This is a genomic window from Lentzea sp. NPDC004782 (genome assembly GCF_040609115.1).
GTDB lineage: Bacteria > Actinomycetota > Actinomycetes > Mycobacteriales > Pseudonocardiaceae > Lentzea.
The window spans coordinates 129,405-149,805 of record NZ_JBEXJN010000018.1 but is presented as its reverse complement, the minus strand read 5'-3'; the positions used below and the strand labels follow the sequence as shown (position 1 = coordinate 149,805).

Here is a 20,401-nt window from a genome sequence, read left to right as displayed (position 1 = left end):
CCGAGATGGGCCAGAAACCCGCTACGAGCGCAGCATCTCGGCGACGAGGAACGCGAGCTCGAGCGACTGCTGCGTGTTCAGGCGCGGGTCGCACGCCGTCTCGTAGCGGCCGGCGAGGTCGTCGTCGGAGATCTCCTGCGCGCCACCGAGGCACTCGGTGACGTCCTCACCCGTGAGCTCGATGTGGATGCCGCCGGGGTGCGTGCCGAGCCGGCGGTGCACCTCGAAGAAGCCCTGGACCTCGTCGACGATCCGGTCGAAGTGGCGGGTCTTGTAGCCGGTGCTCGACTCGTGGGTGTTGCCGTGCATCGGGTCGCACTGCCAGATGACCTTGTGGCCGGACGCCTCGACCTTCTCGATGATCGACGGCAGCACGTCGCGCACCTTCTGGTTGCCCATGCGCGAGATCAGCGTCAACCGACCCGGCTCGCCCCGCGGGTCCAGCCGCTCGACGTACTCCACCGCCATCTCCGGCGACGTCGTCGGGCCGATCTTGAGACCGATCGGGTTCGCGAGCATCTCCGCGAACGCGATGTGCGCGCCGTCGAGCTGACGGGTGCGCTCACCGATCCACACGAAGTGCGACGACAGGTCGTACAACCGCGGCTGCTCACCGGTGGTGTCCAGGCGCAGCAACGCGCGCTCGTAGTCGAGCAGCAACGCCTCGTGCGAGGCGAAGATCTCCGTGCCGTGCAACGACTGGTCGGTGACACCGCACGCGGACATGAACTTCAGGCCGCGGTCGATCTCACTGGCCAGCGCCTCGTAGCGCTCGCCCGCGGGCGAGGTGCGCACGAAGTCGCGGTTCCAGTCGTGCACCCGGTGCAGGTCCGCCAGACCCGCGCCGGTGAGCGCCCGCAGCAGGTTCATCGCCGCGCCGGCGTTGGCGTAGGCGCGGATCATGCGGCCGGGGTCCGCCACGCGGGCCTCGGGCGTCGCGACCAGGGAGTTGATGATGTCGCCCCGGTAGGAAGGCAGGCCGAGCGCGTCGATGTTCGACGACCGCGGCTTGGCGTACTGCCCGGCGATGCGGCCGACCTTGACCACCGGCAGGCTCGCGCCGTAGGTCAGCACCACGGCCATTTGCAGCAGGGTCCGGATGTTCGCGCGGATGTGCGGCTCGGTGTTGTCCGCGAACGTCTCCGCGCAGTCACCGCCCTGCAGAAGAAACGCCTCACCGTTCGCGACCTGCGCCAGTTGCGTGTGCAGCCGGTCGATCTCGGCGGGCACGGTGATCGGCGGCACGCTCTCCAGCACGGTCCGCACGCGACGCACCTGTTCGGCGTCGGGCCATTCGGGCTGCTGGGCGGCGGGACGCGACAGTGCGTCGTCCAGCTTCAGCTGCAACGACATGGGCAATGGTGGAAGCCCTGGCAACGTGTCCAGCGGTACGTCCAATGTGCAGTTCACGGTCAGGAGGGTAGGCAGACGCAACAACCTGCGTCGCCCATCGTTCCACGACGTTGAACACCGGGTCACCGAAGCCTGCAGACCGAGATCGAGTCCGATCACTCATCGGGCGGGCAGGCGATGGTCCAGATCACACGATCGCACTACTGGTGCCGATCACAAATTGGGCTCGCACCTCTAGCAAGCACCTCGAACAATGACCTGTCGGCGGGCGTAAGGACAAGCAGGCCCGGTGCACGGCACAACCCCCCTGGCCGGGTACAAGATCGACCGGGTGACGCCGTTGAGGCCCCGGGCCGCCGCCAGCCGCCGCCGCAGGTCCTGCCGACCGGCGTGGCGAAGGAGTGCCAGCGGGTCTTCACCGGCACAAAGTCCGCGATCGGCACCAGCGCGGTGTGGTTTTCCCACAACCGTAACGGCTGGCAGATGGTCTGCTCCTGCTTCTAACTCTGGAACATCCGATTCGGCCTGGCGTTCACAAGATCTGCGCCTACTCCCCTTGTTCCGGCAAGACGCGGGCGGGGCCGGGGCCATGAGTGGGCCAAGCGGTGCAGGCGTGGTCCGGGTCCCGGGAGCTGTTCAACGGTTCGCTGCCCGCGACAACCTCGAACCTCGACAGCCCGGACACCGAGAGATCATCTTCAGCCCGCAGATCCGCTCAACCACCTGCTGCTACCTCAAGACGGCTGTCTATCGGGACAACAACGGCGTCGTGGCCACGCCTTCTACGGGGGCTTTCCCGTGTCAACGACTACCGCGAAGACAGCCGCGCCCGTATCGAGGCAGTCATCAACAACGCCTACGACCTCGGCGTGCCGCGACGCCTGCAACACCTGCCCGAACTCATCGCCAAGCCCCCGTGGCGTCAACTGCGGCTGCTGGACACTGTCCGGGTGAGTCAGGGTCGCGTCCGCGCGAACTGAGCCATCGAGCGGCCCGCACAGCCCACCCTCGACGGTGGCAGGAGATCCGGCCCTGAGGTCGCTCACACGTGTTGCGGTGCCGATTGCAGAGCGTGCGGTACGCGGGGGTTCTTCCATACCTTCCTTTCGGAAGCGCTGGTCACGCTTCGCCTTCCACTCGGCCGCTGGTGCGGCTCCGACCTCGGAATTCTGCAATCACGGTGTCTCCACGGCGGACCGTTACGTCGTAGATGCCGTTGCGGCCGAAACGGGTGCGCTCTTCGGCCGTCGCGATCAGCAGGTCTCCGGCCTCGGCTGCGGCGACAAAGGAGATCTCGGCGCCAGTCGTGACAGTCGCCGGGCCCCGGCTGTTGCACGCGTAGGCGAACGCGGTTTCAGCTAGCAGAAACACATAACCGCCGTGCACGACGGCGTGTCCGTTGACCATCGAATCGGTCACACGCATGCTGGCGGAGGAACGGCCGTCGCCGAATTCCAACAGTTCGATGCCGAGCGACCGGGACACGGCGTCATCACCGAACATCGTCTCGGCGAAGTTTCCGGACATGGAGGGCTCCACTCGCGCTTGAACTGACTGATCGAGTAGACGACTTACAAAGGCATAGTTCAGTAAAAGCCGTGACCACACCGGTGTCAACACGGTGGACGTGTTCGATCCGTGGTGTTCTCGCGGCGTAGCGCACGGGGGCGTTCTGACAATTCGAGCCCCACACGTCGGCTATCCGACAGGCCGGGCAAATGGTGAACGGCTGCCTGTCGAACCCAAATTCTCGCCGATCACCAGGCCTGCCGAGGTGAAACAGGCTGGGATCGGAGGCCCGAGAACTTCTACGACTCCGGTCACAGAACCAGTCGAAGCTCGAGCTCTAAGACCAGCTGCCCTGTCGACACGAAGCCTGATCGCAGGATCCCGGAGTCCTGGGTGAAGTCAGTTTGAACAGGAACGATATCTGCCCGCGTCCGTAGCTCAATCGGAGGATGCCAGGTACTGCCGCCACCGGCGAAGCTGAACGGATGACTTCACTCGACGTCCAGAGCATTGGCTCGCTGCGCGCCGCACTGACCGGGCCCGCCGTCGCGCCGGGCGACGACGGCTACGACGACGCCCGGCGCATCTGGAACGGTCAGATCGACCGCCACCCTGCCGTCATCGCGCGCTGCGCGAGCGCCGACGACGTCGCGGCGAGCCTGGCTTTCGCGCGGAAGCGAGGCCTCGATGTCTGCGTACGCGGCGGCGGACACAATCTGAGCGGGGCCGCTGTGCAGGACGGCGCGCTGATGATCGATCTGAGTGGACTGCGTGCCATCGAGGTCGACCCCGAGTCGCGGACCGCCAGGGTCAGCGGTGGCGCCACCTGGGCGGAGCTGGACGAGGCCGCGCAGGCCCACGGGCTTGCGACGCCCGGCGGCACGGTGAGCGACACAGGCATTGGCGGCCTCACCCTCGGCGGCGGGTTCGGCTGGCTGACATCGCGGCACGGACTGTCGATCGACAACCTGCTCTCTGTCCAGATCGTCCTCGCGTCCGGTCAGGTGCTCAAGGTGTCCGAGAACGACCACTCCGATCTGTTCTGGGCAATCAGAGGTGGTGGCGGCAACTTCGGCGTGGTCACCGAGTTCCAGTTCCGGCTGCACCCGGTCGGCCCGCAGGTGCGACTGGGAATGTTCTTCTGGAGCAGAGAACATGGCACCGAGGCGCTGCGATTCGCGCGGGACACGCTCGCGGGGCTGCCCGACGGAATGGGCGCCATGATGGTCGGGTACAGCGCGCCGCCGGCACCGTTCGTACCTACCGAGTACCACCTGCGGACCGGTTATGCACTAGCCATTGTGGACTTCGACGACGGCAAGCTCGACGGCGTCGTCGCGAAGATCCACGACGGCCCGCCCACGCAATTCGAGATGGTCAGCCCGATCCCGTACGTCGAACTACAGAAAATGCTCGACTTCGTGATCCCCCCACATTCGCTGTCCTACGAGAAGTCGGTATATGTCAAAGAAATTACCAACGAGGTGATCGAGGTGATCACCAGGTATCTGCCAAAGAAGTCCTCGCCAATGTCATTGATGCCCATTACTCCGATGAACGGTGCATATTCGACAGTGCCGGACGACGCCACGGCATTCGGCGGTACTCGACAGCCCGGATTCATCATCGGAATCACCGCCGGCGCACCGAAACAGGAGTTGTTCGAGGCCGACCGGGCATGGGTGAGAACGTTCTGGGAAGCGCTTGTACCACACTCCAGCAACTACGGCGGCTATGTGAACTTCATGTCGGAGTTCGAAAACGATCGCGTGCGCGCATCGTACGGCCCGACGAAGTACGAGCGGCTCACCAGGATCAAAGCAGTCTACGACCCGGAGAACGTGTTCCACCACAACGCCAACATCAAACCTCGGCAAACATGAACCAATCCGATTGATTTACAACCTCGAACGGCACAGTTCATGAGATTTGCAGCTCCCCTGCACACGGCAGCACGCGGGGCCACCAGGAGCAGCGACTCGATCCGCGCCCACCACTCGTCGTACACGATCCAGGGAAGCTGCTCCCCTGCCTCACACCGAGGTCAACACGCCAATGACGAACGGTATTCCAAGATCATTGTGTTAGCGGTCTGCCCTGGCCCTTGACAAGAAGCCACCAGATGTCAGGCCTGCTGGCTCGATGGCGGCTCCTCGAAGGGATCTCACACGTCGCGACGTTCCGCACCGCGGAACGAAGCGCCATCAGAACGCCCTGACGGCCTACCCTCGCCCAGGAGGTCGTCCGCGCACCATGCTGTGCGGTTCTGAGAAGGAGGGCCTGTGAACGACCATGCTGCTGTGTTGCCACATGACGTCGCCGCATTGGGCCGCAAACTAGGCGAAGCACTCCGCCTGTGCGCTGACGAGCTGGCCGCAGCTGTGACGACGGACGTACCGTTCCGCATTGAAGACGTGCTGAAGGAGATCAACGCGACATCACGCTTTCTCGAGGTTCATCTCGGCGCGCTCGGCGCGCAGCTTGTCCGGCGGCGCCCGATTTGCACCTCGGACGAGTGGGCCGCCATCATGTTGCCCTCGAACATTCTCGCGAGCGGGATTCGGACGATCACAGAGCTTCTGATCGGCGGCAACAAGGTTCTGGTACGGATGACAGGCCGAGCAAGTCACACTTCGGCGGTCGTGCAGAACCTGTTCGACGATATCGTGCCGGGCCGCGTGATCATGGAGCGAACCCGGACCGGGCCTGACTTTCTCGATCACGTCATGATGTCCGAGTCGGTGCGGTTCGCATTGGTGTTCGGCGGCGAGGAGCTTGGCGACGATCTGCTCCGGCGTGTTCGTCAAGGGGTAACGAAGAAAGTCGTGTTCGAAGGGCCAGGCAAAGATCCCGTAATCGTGCTCGCCGGAGCGCAGATCGACGATGTTGCTCAAGTCACGGCCAAGGCGAAGCTTGCGGTAGCCGGGCAGAGATGCATCGCACCTGAAAACGTGATAGCCCACCACACCGTGCACGACGAGCTGGTCGAGCGGCTGGTCACGGCATTCGAAGCAGCGACCGTTGGATCCGTGATCAGCCCGAAAGTGCCAGAGATGGTACGCCGGCAATTGGCCGACGCGCAGGAAAAAGGGGCACGGATCGCCTGCGGTGGCACCATCGAAGGGCAGCATGTGGCCGCGACAATCGTCACGAATGCGACTCAGGACATGTCGGTGTTCCAGGACGAGACGTTCGCACCACTGCTTGCTGTTGCTTCGTTCGGCGAGCCGGAGGAAGCGGTGAACATCGCACGTTCGAGCAGGTTCGGCCTGGCGTGCAGCATCTTCGGGGACGAGGCCGAGGCAGTCGCCACCGAACTGCGTGGCGAGCCGTATGCCCACCGCGTTGACGACCTCGTCTTCGGGCGATACGGCCACGTGACAGTCAACAGTGGACTTCCCGCCGCTGCAGTGCGCACTCCTTTCGGTGGCTATGGCAAGTCGGGATGGATCTGGGAGAACGGTGAACTGCGTCAGGGACCGAAGCTCCCGGCATTTGAGGCAACACGCATGTGACGTGTGCAGACGAGATGCTCCTGGAGACACAAATGTGCAGTGCATCCGATGGAAATATCTTCCGGCTGATCTCAGGACAGTTCCTCCGTGATCCTTACCCCACCTTGGCCGCTTTGCAGGAAAAGCCCGGAGTTGTGCCAATCGTCACCAACGGGCTGCGAATGTGGCTCGTCACCCGATACGACGACGCCAAGCGCGTGCTGGCAGACCAATCTCTGGGAAAAGATCTCGTGGCCGTCAAGGAAAAAATAGAGCACTGCATGGTACGCCCCGAACAACACGCCAGATTACCGCGTCCGCTACGACGCAGCATGTTCGAACAGGACGGTGCCAGTCACCGGCGGCAACGCAGCTTGTTGGCACATCTCTTCACTCCTCGCCGCGTCGCCTCGATGCGACCCGAGTTGGAACGTGTCGCCGACGACTTGTTAGATGCATTGCCGACTGACGATGCGATAGATTTTGTCCGTGGCTACAGCAGGCCCCTGGTCACGACTGTACTCGGGGATTTCGTCGGCGTGCCACCTGATGCCAGGGACGAGTTTCCCGATTGGGAGAATTTGATCCTCACCGCAACGTCAGCCGAGGAGGCGACCGAGGCCGGCCGTAAGATGTACGATTTCTGCCACGAGATGGTCGCCCTCAAACGCAAGGAGCCGCACGAAGATGTGTTCACCGAACTGGTGACCATGGCGCGCGAGGACAAGCTTGACGAGGAAGAGCTCGTGGCGACCGTGTTCTTGTTCCTCGTCGCAGGCGTTGAGGCAACCAGCGCGATGGCGAACGGTGCGCTGGTTTTGATGACGCATCCCGACCAGCTCACAAAGGTGCTTGCCGATCCGTCGCTTTGGCCGGGGTGCGTCGAGGAGATATTGCGGTTCGAGACGTCATTCCGAATCCTGCCGCCGCGACACTGTCCAACGCCCATCGAGCTTGACGAAGTCACAATTCCAGCAGATGAACTCATCGTCGTTGCGAACTCGGCCGCCAACCGGGATCCCAGCCGGTTCGAACATCCTGATGTCTTCGACATCACCCGCCCCTCGCACGATCACCTGGCGTTCGGTCATGGTCCTCATCGATGCTACGGCGCCGCGCTCGGAAAACTCGAAGTAGAGGTAGGGCTGAGCAAACTGCTGACGCGGTATCCGCGCACCAAACTCGCGATTGCTCCCGAATCACTGCGGTGGCGGCCCGCGACGTTCCTTCGGCGACTGGAGTCCCTCCCGGTCGTGGTGCGGCAGTAGCGGCTCCAGGTATCTGGAGGAAGCAGCGCATGGAACAACGGAAATGCGGTGGCTTGAAGATGTCCGAGATAGGGCTGGGTACAGCGACCTGGGGTGCCACCACTGGTCGTGACGACGCGCGAGACCAGCTCAAGGAGTTTGCCGCAGCAGGCGGATCCCTCGTGGACACTGCGGACTTCTACGGGCAGGGACGAAGCGAGGAGATGATCGGTGACCTTCTGGGAAGGGTGGTACAGCGCTCGGATGTCGTACTCGCCAGCAAAGCCGGGGTGATTCGCGACGGCAGCCTGTCGATGTGCTGTTCCGCTGAACATCTCCTTTCCGCCCTGGACACATCCCTGCGCAGGCTCCGTACCGACCATCTCGATCTCTGGCAGTTGCACGGTTGGGATCCGGGCGTGCAACTGGAGGAAACATTGCAGGCCGTGGACGTCGCGCTCAATTCGGGCCGCGTCCGGCACGCAGGCGTCTGCAACTACACAGGATGGCAGACCGCTAAGGCTGCGTACCGACAACAGGCCTTCGGACATGGGCCCCTGGTGTCCACCCAAGTCGAGTACTCGCTACTACAGCGCGGCATCGAACGAGAAGTTGTACCTGCTGCCCGCGACGCGAACATGGGCATTTTGGCATGGGCCGCACTCGGCCGGGGTGTACTCACCGGAAAGTATCAGGACGGAGTGCCTAAACACCTGTGGGGCAGCAGTTTTTTCAGACGGTACGTGTCGGGATACGTGAACGATCATTGCAATCGCATAGTGTCAGCGGTGGCCTTATGTGCACAAGAGCTCGACGTGTCACCCTTGGCAGTAGCACTCTCCTGGGTCCGCGCCCAACCAGGTGTCGCTGCGGCGGTGATCGGTGCGCGCACCACAGACCAGCTCCGGGAGTCGCTTACGCCGCGGTGGGTCGAGCTACGACTGCCTCCGGACGTGATGGATCACCTGGATGAGGTTTCCCGCCCGTGCACCGGTTACCCGGAGTCAGGCATCTGATCTCTGCGAAAGCGTGAGGTTCTTCAATTGCCGACAGATCTCGAACAGGTCGGCGACAATGAGGTCTGCGACGACATTCAGGTATCAAGTCGATGTCAGGCCAAGCGCGAGAGACAAGACGACGGCGCCGAGCGGTGGCGTGGTCATTTCGGATGCGCCAGCATCGCCAGGCGGCCGAAGTGCGGCATCAACGAGTAATCGAATAACGTGTTCAAGGTGTTGACCATCATGCACCGGGACGCGAGAGCCGAGCCACCTGAACTGGACCGATCACGACGTCCCACCAGCGACACCGGACAAACCGCTGTGCAGTGCGAAGTCCCTATGCGCGTTGATGGCGGCATGCGGCCATTAAGCTCACAACGCGTTGTCAACAGGAACACCAGGTCGCCGACAGACTCATGCCTGAGCACACAAACGGCTTGGCGCTGCGCCTGGAACGTTGCTCCAGCAGCGCTGTTCGTCGATCTCGCTCAAGCAGTGAGGGCCGAGCCCGAACTACCTTCAGCGTGACCTGACGAGCTCAGTAGCCCGCTCGGACTCGAGGTGCGTGGCACAGCGATCTACACGGCCATGATTATCAGAAGTGCGGCCCGTCGAACTCCTCGTAAGGTCCTCCGGTTGCGATGCGCCGATCCAGATCAGGGTTGGCGAGCCATGGCAGCCCGAGTGCCACAACATCGGCTCCGTCAGTCAACGCGTCCGCGACGCGCTCGTGGGGCGAGACGACACTCTCGTCGCGGTGCGGGTTCACCACGAGAACGCCACCCCACGCACTACGCAGTGAAATAGTCCGGTCCCTGGTGCCCAAAGCTTCAATGACGTCGAGGAACGCCAGGCCGTCGTCATTCAGTTCATCCAGCAGCGCCGCATACAGCTCCTCCGTCCCCGCCTCATCGAGCCCATGGTCAACGGCACCCGGCGCGATCCTGACCGCAGTTCGTTCCGGCCCCACCGCTTCGGCGATCGCACGGGACGTCTCGACGACGAATCGGATGCGGTTGGTTGTGCTGCCACCCCACTCGTCCGTTCGCAGGTTGCCCGTCCGGCACAGGAACTGCTGCGGTAGGTATCCGTTGCCCGCGTGCAACTGCACACCGTCGAAACCTGCGCTGATCGCAAGCCGGGCCGAGCGGCCGAACTCTCTGATCGTCTCCTTGATCTCGGCCGTCGTCATCGCTGCAGGCACCGTGTGCTCGACAGGCCCTTCCTTCGTCAGAGCAGGCCCAGTTGCAGCCACGGCGGACGGCGCGTGCCCGACGAGCCCACCGCGAACGCTGGGATGACCGACCCGGCCACCGTGGAACAACTGAAGGTAGATCACCCCGCCTCCCTCATGGACCGCTCTGGTCACCTGTTCCCAGGCGACGGCCTGTTGGAGCGTGTGAATGCCCGGCGTATTCGGGTAGGACTGGCCGCGCCTGCTGATCTGCGCCGCCTCCGTCACGATCAATCCAGCACCGGCGCGAGCCCGGTAATGGTTGACGTGCCCAGGAAGGAGCACTCCGTCCTCCGTCGCTTGGCTCAATGTCATCGGCGCCATCGCCAGGCGGTTCTTCAGGGTCACCCCGCCGACCACAACGGGCAGGAACGCTGCTCCTGAGTCCATCATCCCACTCCTTCAGATAGGAGATCTGGTGAGACTTGTGGGCACAGTAGAGGCATCGAACCCACCCCGCACAGTCCCCATCGCGCGTGCCGAGCGGATGCGCACGAAGGCCAGACCCTCAGGCGGACAAGGGACTGCGGCTGTACGACTGGGCACTGGTCGACGCCGGCGATCACACGGTCTGCTGCTAGTTCACCCGTGACACCAAAGGCGTCGGCGCGCTGGTCTGTTTCCTCCGTTGGCTCCCGCCACTCGGACCAGCATGCCCAACGTGAGCCGGACGTGGTGTGTGACAGGGCGGGCACGATCCTGCACGGCCGGAGCGTGGGACACACCACTGGAGTTCCAAGCAGCGGAACAGTCCGAAGCGCCCCGCTGATGGCCTTGCTGTGGTCCTGGCGCACAGCCCATTGAGTGGGCGCAGAAGATCCCCAGCACCAGCGGAGGCACCCCTATTGTGACGGCGGAGAATGCAATCGGGGCATGAGCAAGACGCTCATGCCGAACATGCTCGAAGCGTCGTCACCAGGTGCCTCTCGATCCGCGCCGCCAACGCCGCCTCACCCCTGGGTCCGCCCACACCTGGTCGCCGCTCGAACGGCCAACTCGAGCCCCTGCCTGGACCAGCTCAGGTCTTTCTCAAACGCACGTTTCGAACGGGGTGGACGATTGAACATCACCAGCGTCGGCCACGTGCCGGGATCGTGCCAGGTGCCGGGGTAACCCGGCGAGGAACTGCTGGGGCTCACGGTCCCCAGCCTGTACAGCGCGGCTGCAGCCGCATGCCCCGGAACCATCGCCGTGACGGACGGCGGCCGCACGTGGACCTGGGCGCTGCGGCAATCCGACGCGAACACCGTCGCAAAAGGACGGCGGGACCGCGGGGCCAAACCCGGTGACCTGGTCGCGGCGCGGATGCCCGACAGCTGGGAGTTCCTGACCCTGCAAAGGCGATCATCGGCACCGTCGATGATCGCGGAGGCACGCGGTGTCAGCCGTGCCCAGGTAGCTCTGGCATGGGTGGCTCAACAACGCGGCATCACCGCACCGATCCTGGGAGCGACCGGGCTCCGCCACCTGACCGAAGCCGTCGCCGCTCCCGACCCCGAGCTGAGCCCCGCAGAACACACCCGGCTCACGGAGCACCACACGCCTCGTCTCGCCTCCGGCATCAACCGGTCGCGCGCGGGAGCGACGCTTCCGGCACCGTCCTGAGCCGATCTCGCGCGTTCCTGGGGACGTGAACCGGGCCTGCGAAGTTGACGGCATGGTCATTCTTGAGCGAATCGCACTTCCGACCAGCCGTCCAACGTCGTTCTACCCTCCTGGTGGATCTGCTGACGTACGGCGCAACGTAGGTTGTTCATCATGCTCTCAAGCGGGTCGCAGGACATTTGGGTCGGCCGCGAGGAGGAGCTGGCCGTACTCGAAAGGGCCGTTGAGCGAATCCGCACCGGTACCGGGACAGCGGTGTGGATCGAGGGCGAGGCCGGGATCGGCAAGTCCGCTCTTGCGACCAGGGGGCTCAAGGCTGCCCACTCTGCGGGGTTCGAGGTACTGACCGGAGCCGCGGATCCGATGGCGCAGCGGTCGCCACTGCACGTCATGGTCGACCTGTTGCGGATCTCTCAGCGCTCGGATGATCCCCGGCGCGCCGAAATCGCGAGGGTGTTGCGCGAACGGCGGCTCGGCTTGCTCGAGCCGACCGACGTGGTGTGGGCCGAGATCGAGCTTCTTGTCGGGTTCGTGGACGAAGTGTGCACGGAAGGCCCCACGGTGCTCTTGCTCGACGACGCGCACCATCTGGATGATGCCTCGTTGTTGTGCTGGCACAGGCTTGTTTCCGCGGTCGATCAGTTGCCGCTGCTACTGGTCGCGACATGCCGTCCGACACCATCGCGGCAAGAGGTGCGCGACCTGCGCGCGACCATCTCCCGGCGGGGACACTCCGTGTGCGAGCTGACTCCGCTGACCGACGTGGAATCGGATCGTCTGCTCGCGAGGCTGCTCGGCGCCGCCTCCGACTCGACTCGCGACCGGCTGGCGGCGCTGGCGATGGGCAATCCGCTCTACTTGCGGGAACTGGCCAACGCGGTGTCCTTGGAAAGCGATGGTGCGGACGATCGGCTGCCCGCGTCTTTCGGCGAGGCGCTGACACGCAGGCTCGGCGCGCTGTCCGATGCGGCGACGGAGACGCTGCGAACGGCGGCGCTGCTCGGGGGGAAGTTCTCCGTGACCGACCTTGCGGTGCTGATGCGCCGCTCCGCGTCCGAACTGGCGGGAGCACTCGAGGACGCCGTCGCGATGGGGATCGTGATGGACACGGGAACCGAACTGATATTCCGACACCCATTGCTGCGCCAGGCGCTCTACCAGTCAGTACCCAGCGCGCTGCGGTCGGCGCTGCATCTGGAGGCGGCGCAGGCGCTGGCCATCTCCGCCAGTCAGCCGCTGCGGGTGGCTGAGCAGCTCGCGGCGTCCGATCTGGCCGGAGACGCCTGGGCACGGCAGTGGCTGGAGGTACACGCCGCCCAGCTCGCGGCGCAGGCGCCCGAACTCGCGATCGACCTGCTGCGCCGCGAGGTGAACCACGTCCAGGTGGGGGAAGGGCGGACGAGCACGCTTCTCGTCGTGCTCGGGTGGGTGCTTCTGGGTGTGGGCCAGTACCGGGAGGCGGTGGACTGCGCACAACGCGCCCTCGCGGTGGTGACCAGCGCCAGGCACCGGTCCGAGGTGGAGTTCGTGCTGGTCCGGGCTTTGTTCAGCCTCGGAGAGCACCAGGCGGGAATCGACGCGGTGCGGCGTTCACTGTCCCGTCCGGATCTGCCCGTCGTGTGGCGGGCGCGGCTGCTGGGTTGCCTCGCGATGGCCCAGCGCGGAGGAGAAAACGACACCGACAGCGCGGACACGACGGCCCAGCTGGCACTGAACATGGCGGAAAGCGTGCACGACTCGTTCGCCGCAGCCTACGCACTGATCGTGCTTTGGATGAACAGGTCTGTGCGGCGCGACCACAGTGCGGCACTCGGGTTGCTGGACCGTGCGCTCGAGCTGTTGCGCACAGGCCCCGATCACTCCGACCTGAGGGCGATGGCCGAGGACGGCCGGATCTTCACCCTGCAGAACCTCACTCGCTGGGAGGACGCGGCCGCCGCACTGCGCCACAGGACCAGCGGTGCCAGGCAACCCGGCATCACGGCCGCGGTGCTGCGGTACTGGCTGGGCGAATGGGACGATGCGCTGGCAGAACTGGAGCTCGATCACACCGCAGCGGCAGGGTTCTCGTACTCGGGACTCAGAGAACCGGGCCCGTTGTTGCTCTGGCACGGTGTCGCCGCGCTCATCGCCGCACGCCGCGATGACCGTGAACTCGCCCAGCAGCACCTGCAGGCGGGCCTCGCTCTGCCGACTCCGACCGTAGCCGATCGGGAGAACCTCGACTTCCTGATCGCCGCCCGCGCCGTCGTGCTGGAACAAGCCGGCGACCACACTGAGGCCAAAACGGTGCTCGCGGAGATCCTGCTGCACCGCGGTCGCTCAGAAATGACTCTCACCCACCAGTGGCTACCCGACCTGGTGCGCCTCGCGCTGGAGGACGACGACCAAGAGACCGCGCGCGCCGCGTTGAACGCATGCCGCGCCGAGGCGTCCGCCGAGGTCGAACCCGGTCGGGCCGCAACGGCGCTGCTGCGCTGTGAGGGACTCGTGAAACGGGACGCGGATGCGCTCTCCACAGCGGTCACCAGGTACCGGGAGGTGGGCCCGGCCGTGGACCTGGCGATGGCGCTGGAGGATCTGGCCGTCGTGCTCGCGGATCGCGAGGACGCCGCGACAGCGCGGGACGCGTTCAATGAAGCCGTGGATCTCTACACCCGGTTCGGCGCAGAATGGGATGTCCGACGGGTCGACCGGCGGTTGCGTACGCACGGCGTACGCCGAGGTGTCCGGGGTAAGCGCGGACCCCGCGACCTGTCCGGCTGGCAGGCGCTGACGCCGACGGAGCTGCGCATTGCGGCGATGATCGCGGACGGCCAGTCCACCCCAGGTATCGCCGCGAATCTGTATCTGTCGCCTCGGACCGTGCAGACCCACATCTCGCATGTGCTCGGCAAACTCGGTGTCCGCAGCCGGGTGGAGATCGCCCGAGAGGTCTTTCGGCAACGGGCGAGAAGTGCCGCAGTGCTGAGCTGACCATCGCCTCGCCAAGCGTGCTGTTCACCCGGTCAGCTCCGCAGGTCGGTACCGCAAGCCGGGTCCGCAGATCCCCCTGCGGTTGTGTCCGCACTCCTGTCATGGCCCCTGCGAGCTGCCGCTGACCTGCGGCGGACCATCGAACAGCCCTGCAGGGGTACTCGCCGCAGACAGCGCTTTCACAGCGCGTCAGCTGACAGATGTCTTGTCCGTCATGGCGCGGCAAATTGGTTCCAGCAAACCTGGGCAAGTACGGGAGAGAACAGTGGAACCAGTTCGCGTCGCCGTGTACTCACCTGACCCGCTGACGGTCGCGGGCCTCTCTGGCGCCCTGTCCGCCGAGGCCGGCATCAAGGTGCTCGAAGGCCTTCCCTCGTCCGATGTGGACGTGCGGATCATCGCCACCTACCAGCTCACGCCTGAGATCCTGGCCCTGCTGCGCCGAACGGCGGCGACCCGCGTACCAGTCGTCCTGGTGGTCAACGAACTCACCGAATCTCAGCTGCTCACCGCTGTCGAGTGCCGTGTCGTCGCCGTACTTCCCCGGCTCGCGGTGACGGGGGCACGTCTCGCGCACAGCATCCGCACCGCGGCAGCGGGCGGAGGCGTCCTGCCGTCCGCTCTGCTGGGTGAGCTGCTCAAGCACCTGGAACATCTCCAGCGCAACGTTCTGGCGGCGCAGGGGCTCAACGCGGCAGGGCTCAACCCGCGTGAGGTCGACGTCCTGCGCTTGATGGCCGATGGGATGGACACCGCGGAAATCGCCGGAAAGCTGTGCTACTCCGAGCGCACCGTGAAGAACGTGATCTCTGGTATCACCAAACGACTCAACCTGCGCAACCGCTCGCACGCCGTCGCCTACGCGATGCGCAGCGGCATGATCTGATCGTCTTGTTCCGGAGTTGCCTGCAGATCGCTGTGCCGATGGCCTGCATCTGTTCGGCAGCGACAGGGTGACTGCCCGTCAAGCGCCCAGGTCAAGCGCCCAGTGCGGAACGTACGTACTGGGCCTCGCGTCAACTGAACGCCGTAACGTCCGAAGCTGGAGTTCTCATCGGTCTCGTCCAGCTGACCTGGCGATGCGCTCGATACCACGCGGCGATCGCGCAGGACATAAGTCAACCGACCACACCCCTTTCGCTCACGTCGAACTGGGAAGCTCGCGGGCCGCTACGCCCCTTGTCACCTGTGCGGAGCAGCCGTACCTGGTACTGACGGAGGTGATGTGCGGACTCGTGCCATCAGGTGAACCTCGAACTGGAGGCTTGAGACGCCAAGCTGCACAGTGAGTGCTTCGATTCTCGATCGAGGCGGAGGGGTGCGATGGCTTCGCGTCTGGCAGACGATGAGGGCCGGGACCAGCCAGCGGTGCCGCGCCGCTGGTCGGGGCTGAACGTCGCCGCGTTGCACGCCACCGAGACACTCGACCAGCCATCTGCTCAGGACGCGACCGTGGAGTTGCCACCGCTGGCCGGCTTCGAAGGGCTCGGTCCGCACGCCGGGGCTGTGCTCAGCGCTGTCGCCGTACTGGGGCCTGACGCGCAACTGTCGCTGGTCGCACACGTCGCCGGGCTGGGCCTCGAGCACACCCTGGCGGCCGTCGACATGCTCACGAGCGCCGGTTTGCTGGCCAACAGCATGCCGTTGCGGTTCATCGATGAGCTGACAGCCGACCAGGTGCTGGCGAGCCTCACGATGTCCATGACGATCACGTTGCGGCTGCGGGCGGTCGAGCGCCTGCGCAGCGTGCCGGGTGCCGCCGAACGAGCAGCCAATCAGCTCGTGAGGATCGGTCCGGTCGGACTGGAGTGGGTACCGGGGGTGTTGTCCGTCGCGGCTGCCGAGGCGAAGGACGGGGGTGACTGGCGCGCGGCCGCGAACTACCTGCGTGCCGCGCTGGCGGAGAGTCCTCCCGCCGCACAACGAACACGCATCTCCCATCAGCTCGCGCTGTTGCTCGGCCCTGGCGAACCGCAGGCGGCCGTCATGTGCCTGCTGCAGGAACTGCGCGTGCACGACACATCAGATGATTCCGCTGAAATCATCAGCCTGCTGCGCCGGTTCGCGGTACGGCTGCCCAGTACTCCGGAAATCATCAGGCTGTTCGAGGCATCGGCGGACCAGGTACACCTGAGGTCGCCCTCGGAAGCTGTCGAGTTGTATCTGACGAGGACCGCCGCCAGCGTCTTCCGCCCGGAGGGCGCCGCGATGCTGGCCAAGCTGGAGCGTTGGCTCGAAGGCCCCGCCCGAGCAGACGGGCCGGCGCACCGCGCGCTGCAGGCGACCAGGGCGTGCTTGGACGCCCTCAACCAGCCGGGTGGCGGTGCAGCGGCCGAGCTGGCCGTTTCGGTGTTCGACGACGCAGCGACATGCCAGGAGTGGTCGACGTGCTGGCTCGCGCTCTCGGCACTGCTGCTGGCCGGTGATGACGAGTTGACCGAGCGGGTGTGCGAACGTGCGAGAGCAGTGCTGCTGGGCACCGATTCGGAAATTCCGAGGCTGGGTTGCGACCTCGTGCGCGGCTGGCTGCAGCGCAGGCGCGGTGACCTGCGCTCGGCCGAGGTGTCGTTCAGAGCAGTGCGAACCGCGAGCAGCGCAATGGGCCTGCCGACCCCACACTCGATCGTGACCACGGCTACCTCCGAGCTCGCGGACGTGCTCGTGCGGGCGGGTAGGCCCGATGAAGCGCATGATGTGCTGGCAGGCGAAGGACTGCTCGGCGACAGCTGCCACACCGGTGCCTCGATGCACCTGGCGCGGGCTCGTGCCTCGGTGGCCGCGGCGCTGGGCGATCATGAACGAGCATCGGCCGAGCAGCTCCACTGCGGCCGCCTCATCGCCGCATGCGCCGAACTGAACGCGGATGTGCTGCCGTGGCGGCTCGACGCGGTGCGAACCATGCTGCGCCTGGGCAGGAGCACCGATGCCGGCGCACTCGCCGCCACCGACGAGAAGGCCGCCGCGACGTGGAACAGCCAACGCGCCAAGGGATTCGCAGCCCACGCGCGTGCGTTGACCGCGCCGCACTCAGAGCGCACCGGCTTGCTCGCCATGGCGGTCAAGTACTTCCGCGGGTGCGGAGCCGCGTTGGAGGAGGCACAGGCGCAACACGAACTGGCAGCCGCCCTGTACACCGAAGGCCGCGCCGATGATGCCGCCGCAGCACAAGAGCGCGCACATCTGCTTGCCGCGCAATGTGGTGCGAAGCTGCTGGACGACGACACCGGAGCATCTCCATCGCGCGCTCCAGCAACCGGGACTCCTCTGCTGACGACGCAGGAACGACGCATCGCACGACTGGCGGCGATGGGGCACAACAACGCGGAGATCGCGAAGGACCTGTCACTTGCACGACGCACGGTGGAGTTCCACCTGTCCGGGGTCTACCGCAAGCTCGGCATCAGCGGCAGGCAGGAACTCGTGAATTTGCAGGACTCGCACCCTGACGGCCAATGACCGTCCATTATGAACCGGTCCTGGAGGTGACAGGCTCTCTCACCTCTCCGGTTCAGGTGTGGAACGAAATCTGTCGCAGCACACCGACCACCACGGTTCCGCTCGCCGACGCGGAACCGCACTCCTTCCATCTGGTGAACGCTGTCAAGGCGCACGGAGAACGCCCTGACGTCCGCACCAGCGCGAGCTCGGCTCAGTCCTTCGCCACACGCGTGCCCGTCGAGTGCCTCATTCGCGGCGACACCAGCGGACAAGCACAGACCGAATCAACCCAGGAGGGCACGAGCTGTTGTTCGCTCGGACACTCATCGCACACGCCGCTCCGTGCGGGCGGCATGACGTGGTGAGAATTGATGCCTGACGAGATTCCGATTTCAAAGATGACGAACTGAGCACATTCGGGAGACCACTGTGAACGCCATGATCGAGCTCACCCGCCTTTATCAGCAACGGCCGGGACCGGGAACTCCCACCGAGGCAGTGGTGGCCTGGTACCACGCCAAGGGCAGGATCCACGAGCTGATCGGCCGGTCCGGCGGACCGGACTCGGCGCAGGAGCTGGCGATCGCGGCGGCCAGCTACGAGCACGCCCGCAGACTCGAACTGCAGGCCGGGCTCGTTCACAACGCTGCCGCCTGACTTCGCGTCCCTTCCACACGCATTCGGAGAGCTCGATGCTGACCGCCGTGCACCGGCACGAGATCGAGAACACCCTGCACCGTTGGGCACTGGGCTACGACCACCAGGACGCCACGATGCTCACCAACTGTCTCACCGAAGATGCCGAACTCACGATGTCGGTAGGCGGCGAGCCGGTCAGCGGATCGTTCACCGGACGCGCCGCGATCCTTGAACTCGCCAGAGCTACATGGCACCACCAGGAGGATCCACGTCGGCACGTGCTGACCAACGTGATCGTCGACCACGTCGGTGAAGGACGCGCCACGACGACGTCGTACCTCACCATCTTCTCGATCCGCGGCGGTGCCATCCATCCGCTCTCCACCGGCCAGCACGACGACGAACTCACTCAGCAGGACGGCGTTTGGCGAATCAGCAAACGGCGCATGTCACTGGATCTGCCGTACTGAACGCGGCAGGTTGAGACGATTTGCACGGCTCGTTGTCTGCCCCGTCAGATCTTATCGGGTCGTCCAAGCGACTGGAACGCTACTGGTACGCCGTCTGACAAACCACGGGCGCATTCCCAGAGTTCAAGTTTCGCAAGCCGACGTAAAACCGAGCTCAGGCGTTTTCCATGGGGGATCGGCACTCATTGAGGTTCCAGCGAGGCACGCGAACCTCGGATCCGAGGTCAGCAGCGCTGCCGCACCCAGGGCAATGGCCACATAGGACAATGCACGCCGCGAGCCAGGCCGTTGAGGCACGATCATTTCTGGGCAAATAATTTTTTGGTCTGTCGGTACGGGGCCTCAGAGTCTATATTCTCGGAGACGAGGCAAGGTGTTATGCAAGCAAGCAAAGATCTCACCGCAGCATTCATGACAGCTGGAGGTGGCCGGATGAACATGCCACTGGAAACACCCTTCGACATGCCGCATCATGCCAACTCTCCGACCGGCGCCGTGGCCAGAGCGCTAGTGGTACTGGCAGCCCTGAACTCAAGCACGAGACCGCTCTCACTGGCTGAGCTAAGCCGTCGCACCGGCCTGCCGAAATCAACAGTGCACCGCCTGCTCGGCGTGCTGTGTGCCTACGAGGCGGCGACACGAACCCGCAACCAGTACTTCTCCCATGCCAGCAGACCCTGGGAGACATCGGATCTGGAGAACATCCGCCGATTCTCAGCGCTGGTACGTCAAGAATCGACGCCCTTCCTCGTCGATCTGCACAACGCAACTGGAGCGACCGCAAGCGTGAGCGTGCTGTCCGCCACCGGCCCGCGCCACATCAATCAGATCTACGGGCACAGGGGCTTGAAGATCACTACGTGCTCCTCCTACTGCACCACAGTCGAACGGGTACTGCGTGCCTACAGCACGGCATGGGATCCCAGCGACCGAGTCGAGCAGGAGCTCCTCGAAGTGCGCAAACTCGGGACCGCGCACTCCATGGACACCCACCGCGGTGTGGCATCCGTTGCCGTCCCATTGCACAGCAACGGCACGACGTTCCGCTTTTCGGTGGCGTTGTCCGTCTGCGCGCGGATCGGCCAATACAACGTACGACGCGCAACGGAACTCTTGCGGCACCACTCCCACGACCTCACCATGACGCTGGCCGCCTCACTGGCCGTGCCGCAACCGGAAAGTGACGACACGTCGAACTCAGCAGTCCACGACGCGACGGCCTGACCGGCCGGTCCTCATCCCCCGCGACAAGACCGACCACCCACGGCACCACCGCATCGACCTGCGCAGGCCAGCGCTCCTTCCCTCCGTGAGCGTCGCATTCGCAGGTGTCATCCGTGTACCGGTCGCCCACGGCCCACACGAGCGGGTCAGGCTCGTAGCCGAATACCACCACGCCGACGGGCCGCAACTCTTCTGCCCGCCGCTCAACCCA

The 20,401-nt window shown here is 64.9% G+C and carries 14 protein-coding genes; 11 read left to right on the top strand and 3 right to left on the bottom strand.

All coding sequences use genetic code 11. From position 1 onward, the window contains the following. Positions 1-21 precede the first annotated feature (21 nt). Together ABZV40_RS18985 and paaI are read right to left on the bottom strand one after the other, a co-directional pair. Entirely contained in the window at positions 22-1,410 is a 1,389-nt protein-coding gene (locus tag ABZV40_RS18985; RefSeq protein WP_355442675.1) for a class II 3-deoxy-7-phosphoheptulonate synthase, read from the bottom strand. A 1,062-nt stretch (positions 1,411-2,472) separates the two neighbouring features. After that, entirely contained in the window at positions 2,473-2,856 is a 384-nt protein-coding gene (paaI, locus tag ABZV40_RS18980; RefSeq protein ID WP_355442717.1) for a hydroxyphenylacetyl-CoA thioesterase PaaI, read from the bottom strand. Between the two features lie 491 nt (positions 2,857-3,347). Between paaI and ABZV40_RS18975 the strand changes: the two genes are divergently transcribed. The 4 genes from ABZV40_RS18975 to ABZV40_RS18960 all read left to right on the top strand — a co-directional run bounded on the left by ABZV40_RS18975 (position 3,348) and on the right by ABZV40_RS18960 (position 8,619). Next, the gene (locus ABZV40_RS18975; protein ID WP_355442672.1) at positions 3,348-4,745 is read left to right on the top strand and encodes an FAD-binding oxidoreductase; all 1,398 of its coding nucleotides are present in this window, start codon (positions 3,348-3,350) and stop codon (positions 4,743-4,745) included. Positions 4,746-5,144: 399 nt separating this feature from the next. Next, positions 5,145-6,377, top strand: a complete 1,233-nt coding sequence (locus tag ABZV40_RS18970) for an aldehyde dehydrogenase family protein (RefSeq protein ID WP_355442670.1) — start codon at positions 5,145-5,147, stop codon at positions 6,375-6,377. A gap of 14 nt (positions 6,378-6,391) precedes the next feature. Next, entirely contained in the window at positions 6,392-7,624 is a 1,233-nt protein-coding gene (locus ABZV40_RS18965) for a cytochrome P450 (protein ID WP_355442667.1), read from the top strand. Between the two features lie 29 nt (positions 7,625-7,653). After that, complete coding sequence (locus ABZV40_RS18960) at positions 7,654-8,619, top strand: aldo/keto reductase (RefSeq protein ID WP_355442664.1); 966 nt, start codon at positions 7,654-7,656, stop codon at positions 8,617-8,619. 580 nt (positions 8,620-9,199) lie between these two features. Here the strand turns inward: ABZV40_RS18960 and ABZV40_RS18955 are convergent. Then, on the bottom strand, positions 9,200-10,228 hold the full coding sequence (locus ABZV40_RS18955) for an alkene reductase (RefSeq protein ID WP_355442661.1): 1,029 nt from the start codon (positions 10,226-10,228) through the stop codon (positions 9,200-9,202). Positions 10,229-11,029: 801 nt separating this feature from the next. Here ABZV40_RS18955 and ABZV40_RS18950 point away from each other — a divergent pair. From ABZV40_RS18950 to ABZV40_RS18920, 7 genes are all read left to right on the top strand, one after another. After that, positions 11,030-11,443 carry an aldo/keto reductase gene (locus ABZV40_RS18950; RefSeq protein ID WP_355442658.1) on the top strand — a complete coding sequence of 138 codons (414 nt, stop codon included), beginning with the start codon at positions 11,030-11,032 and terminating at the stop codon, positions 11,441-11,443. Between the two features lie 153 nt (positions 11,444-11,596). Beyond that, on the top strand, positions 11,597-14,419 hold the full coding sequence (locus ABZV40_RS18945) for an AAA family ATPase (protein ID WP_355442655.1): 2,823 nt from the start codon (positions 11,597-11,599) through the stop codon (positions 14,417-14,419). A 265-nt stretch (positions 14,420-14,684) separates the two neighbouring features. Continuing rightward, entirely contained in the window at positions 14,685-15,305 is a 621-nt protein-coding gene (locus ABZV40_RS18940) for a response regulator transcription factor (RefSeq protein WP_355442651.1), read from the top strand. A gap of 437 nt (positions 15,306-15,742) precedes the next feature. Further along, positions 15,743-17,875 (top strand): LuxR C-terminal-related transcriptional regulator, encoded by a 2,133-nt coding sequence (locus ABZV40_RS18935; protein ID WP_355442648.1) that lies wholly within the window; start codon positions 15,743-15,745, stop codon positions 17,873-17,875. Positions 17,876-18,295: 420 nt separating this feature from the next. Beyond that, entirely contained in the window at positions 18,296-18,514 is a 219-nt protein-coding gene (locus ABZV40_RS18930; RefSeq protein WP_355442645.1) for a hypothetical protein, read from the top strand. A 35-nt stretch (positions 18,515-18,549) separates the two neighbouring features. Next, positions 18,550-18,966, top strand: a complete 417-nt coding sequence (locus ABZV40_RS18925; RefSeq protein WP_355442643.1) for a nuclear transport factor 2 family protein — start codon at positions 18,550-18,552, stop codon at positions 18,964-18,966. A gap of 432 nt (positions 18,967-19,398) precedes the next feature. Then, positions 19,399-20,190, top strand: coding sequence for a helix-turn-helix domain-containing protein (locus ABZV40_RS18920; protein WP_355442640.1), 792 nt, complete (start codon positions 19,399-19,401; stop codon positions 20,188-20,190). Positions 20,191-20,401: the final 211 nt, after the last annotated feature.

Bases quoted from the DNA above. Each gene is read 5' to 3' on its own strand.
- paaI (WP_355442717.1), bottom strand. From the start codon at position 2,856: ATGTTCGGTGATGACGCCGTGTCCCGGTCGCTCGGCATCGAACTGTTG.
- ABZV40_RS18975 (WP_355442672.1), top strand. From the start codon at position 3,348: ATGACTTCACTCGACGTCCAGAGCATTGGCTCGCTGCGCGCCGCACTG.
- ABZV40_RS18965 (WP_355442667.1), top strand. From the start codon at position 6,392: ATGCTCCTGGAGACACAAATGTGCAGTGCATCCGATGGAAATATCTTC.
- ABZV40_RS18960 (WP_355442664.1), top strand. From the start codon at position 7,654: ATGGAACAACGGAAATGCGGTGGCTTGAAGATGTCCGAGATAGGGCTG.
- ABZV40_RS18955 (WP_355442661.1), bottom strand. From the start codon at position 10,228: ATGGACTCAGGAGCAGCGTTCCTGCCCGTTGTGGTCGGCGGGGTGACC.
- ABZV40_RS18945 (WP_355442655.1), top strand. From the start codon at position 11,597: ATGCTCTCAAGCGGGTCGCAGGACATTTGGGTCGGCCGCGAGGAGGAG.
- ABZV40_RS18935 (WP_355442648.1), top strand. From the start codon at position 15,743: ATGGCTTCGCGTCTGGCAGACGATGAGGGCCGGGACCAGCCAGCGGTG.
- ABZV40_RS18930 (WP_355442645.1), top strand. From the start codon at position 18,296: ATGATCGAGCTCACCCGCCTTTATCAGCAACGGCCGGGACCGGGAACT.
- ABZV40_RS18925 (WP_355442643.1), top strand. From the start codon at position 18,550: ATGCTGACCGCCGTGCACCGGCACGAGATCGAGAACACCCTGCACCGT.
- ABZV40_RS18920 (WP_355442640.1), top strand. From the start codon at position 19,399: ATGAACATGCCACTGGAAACACCCTTCGACATGCCGCATCATGCCAAC.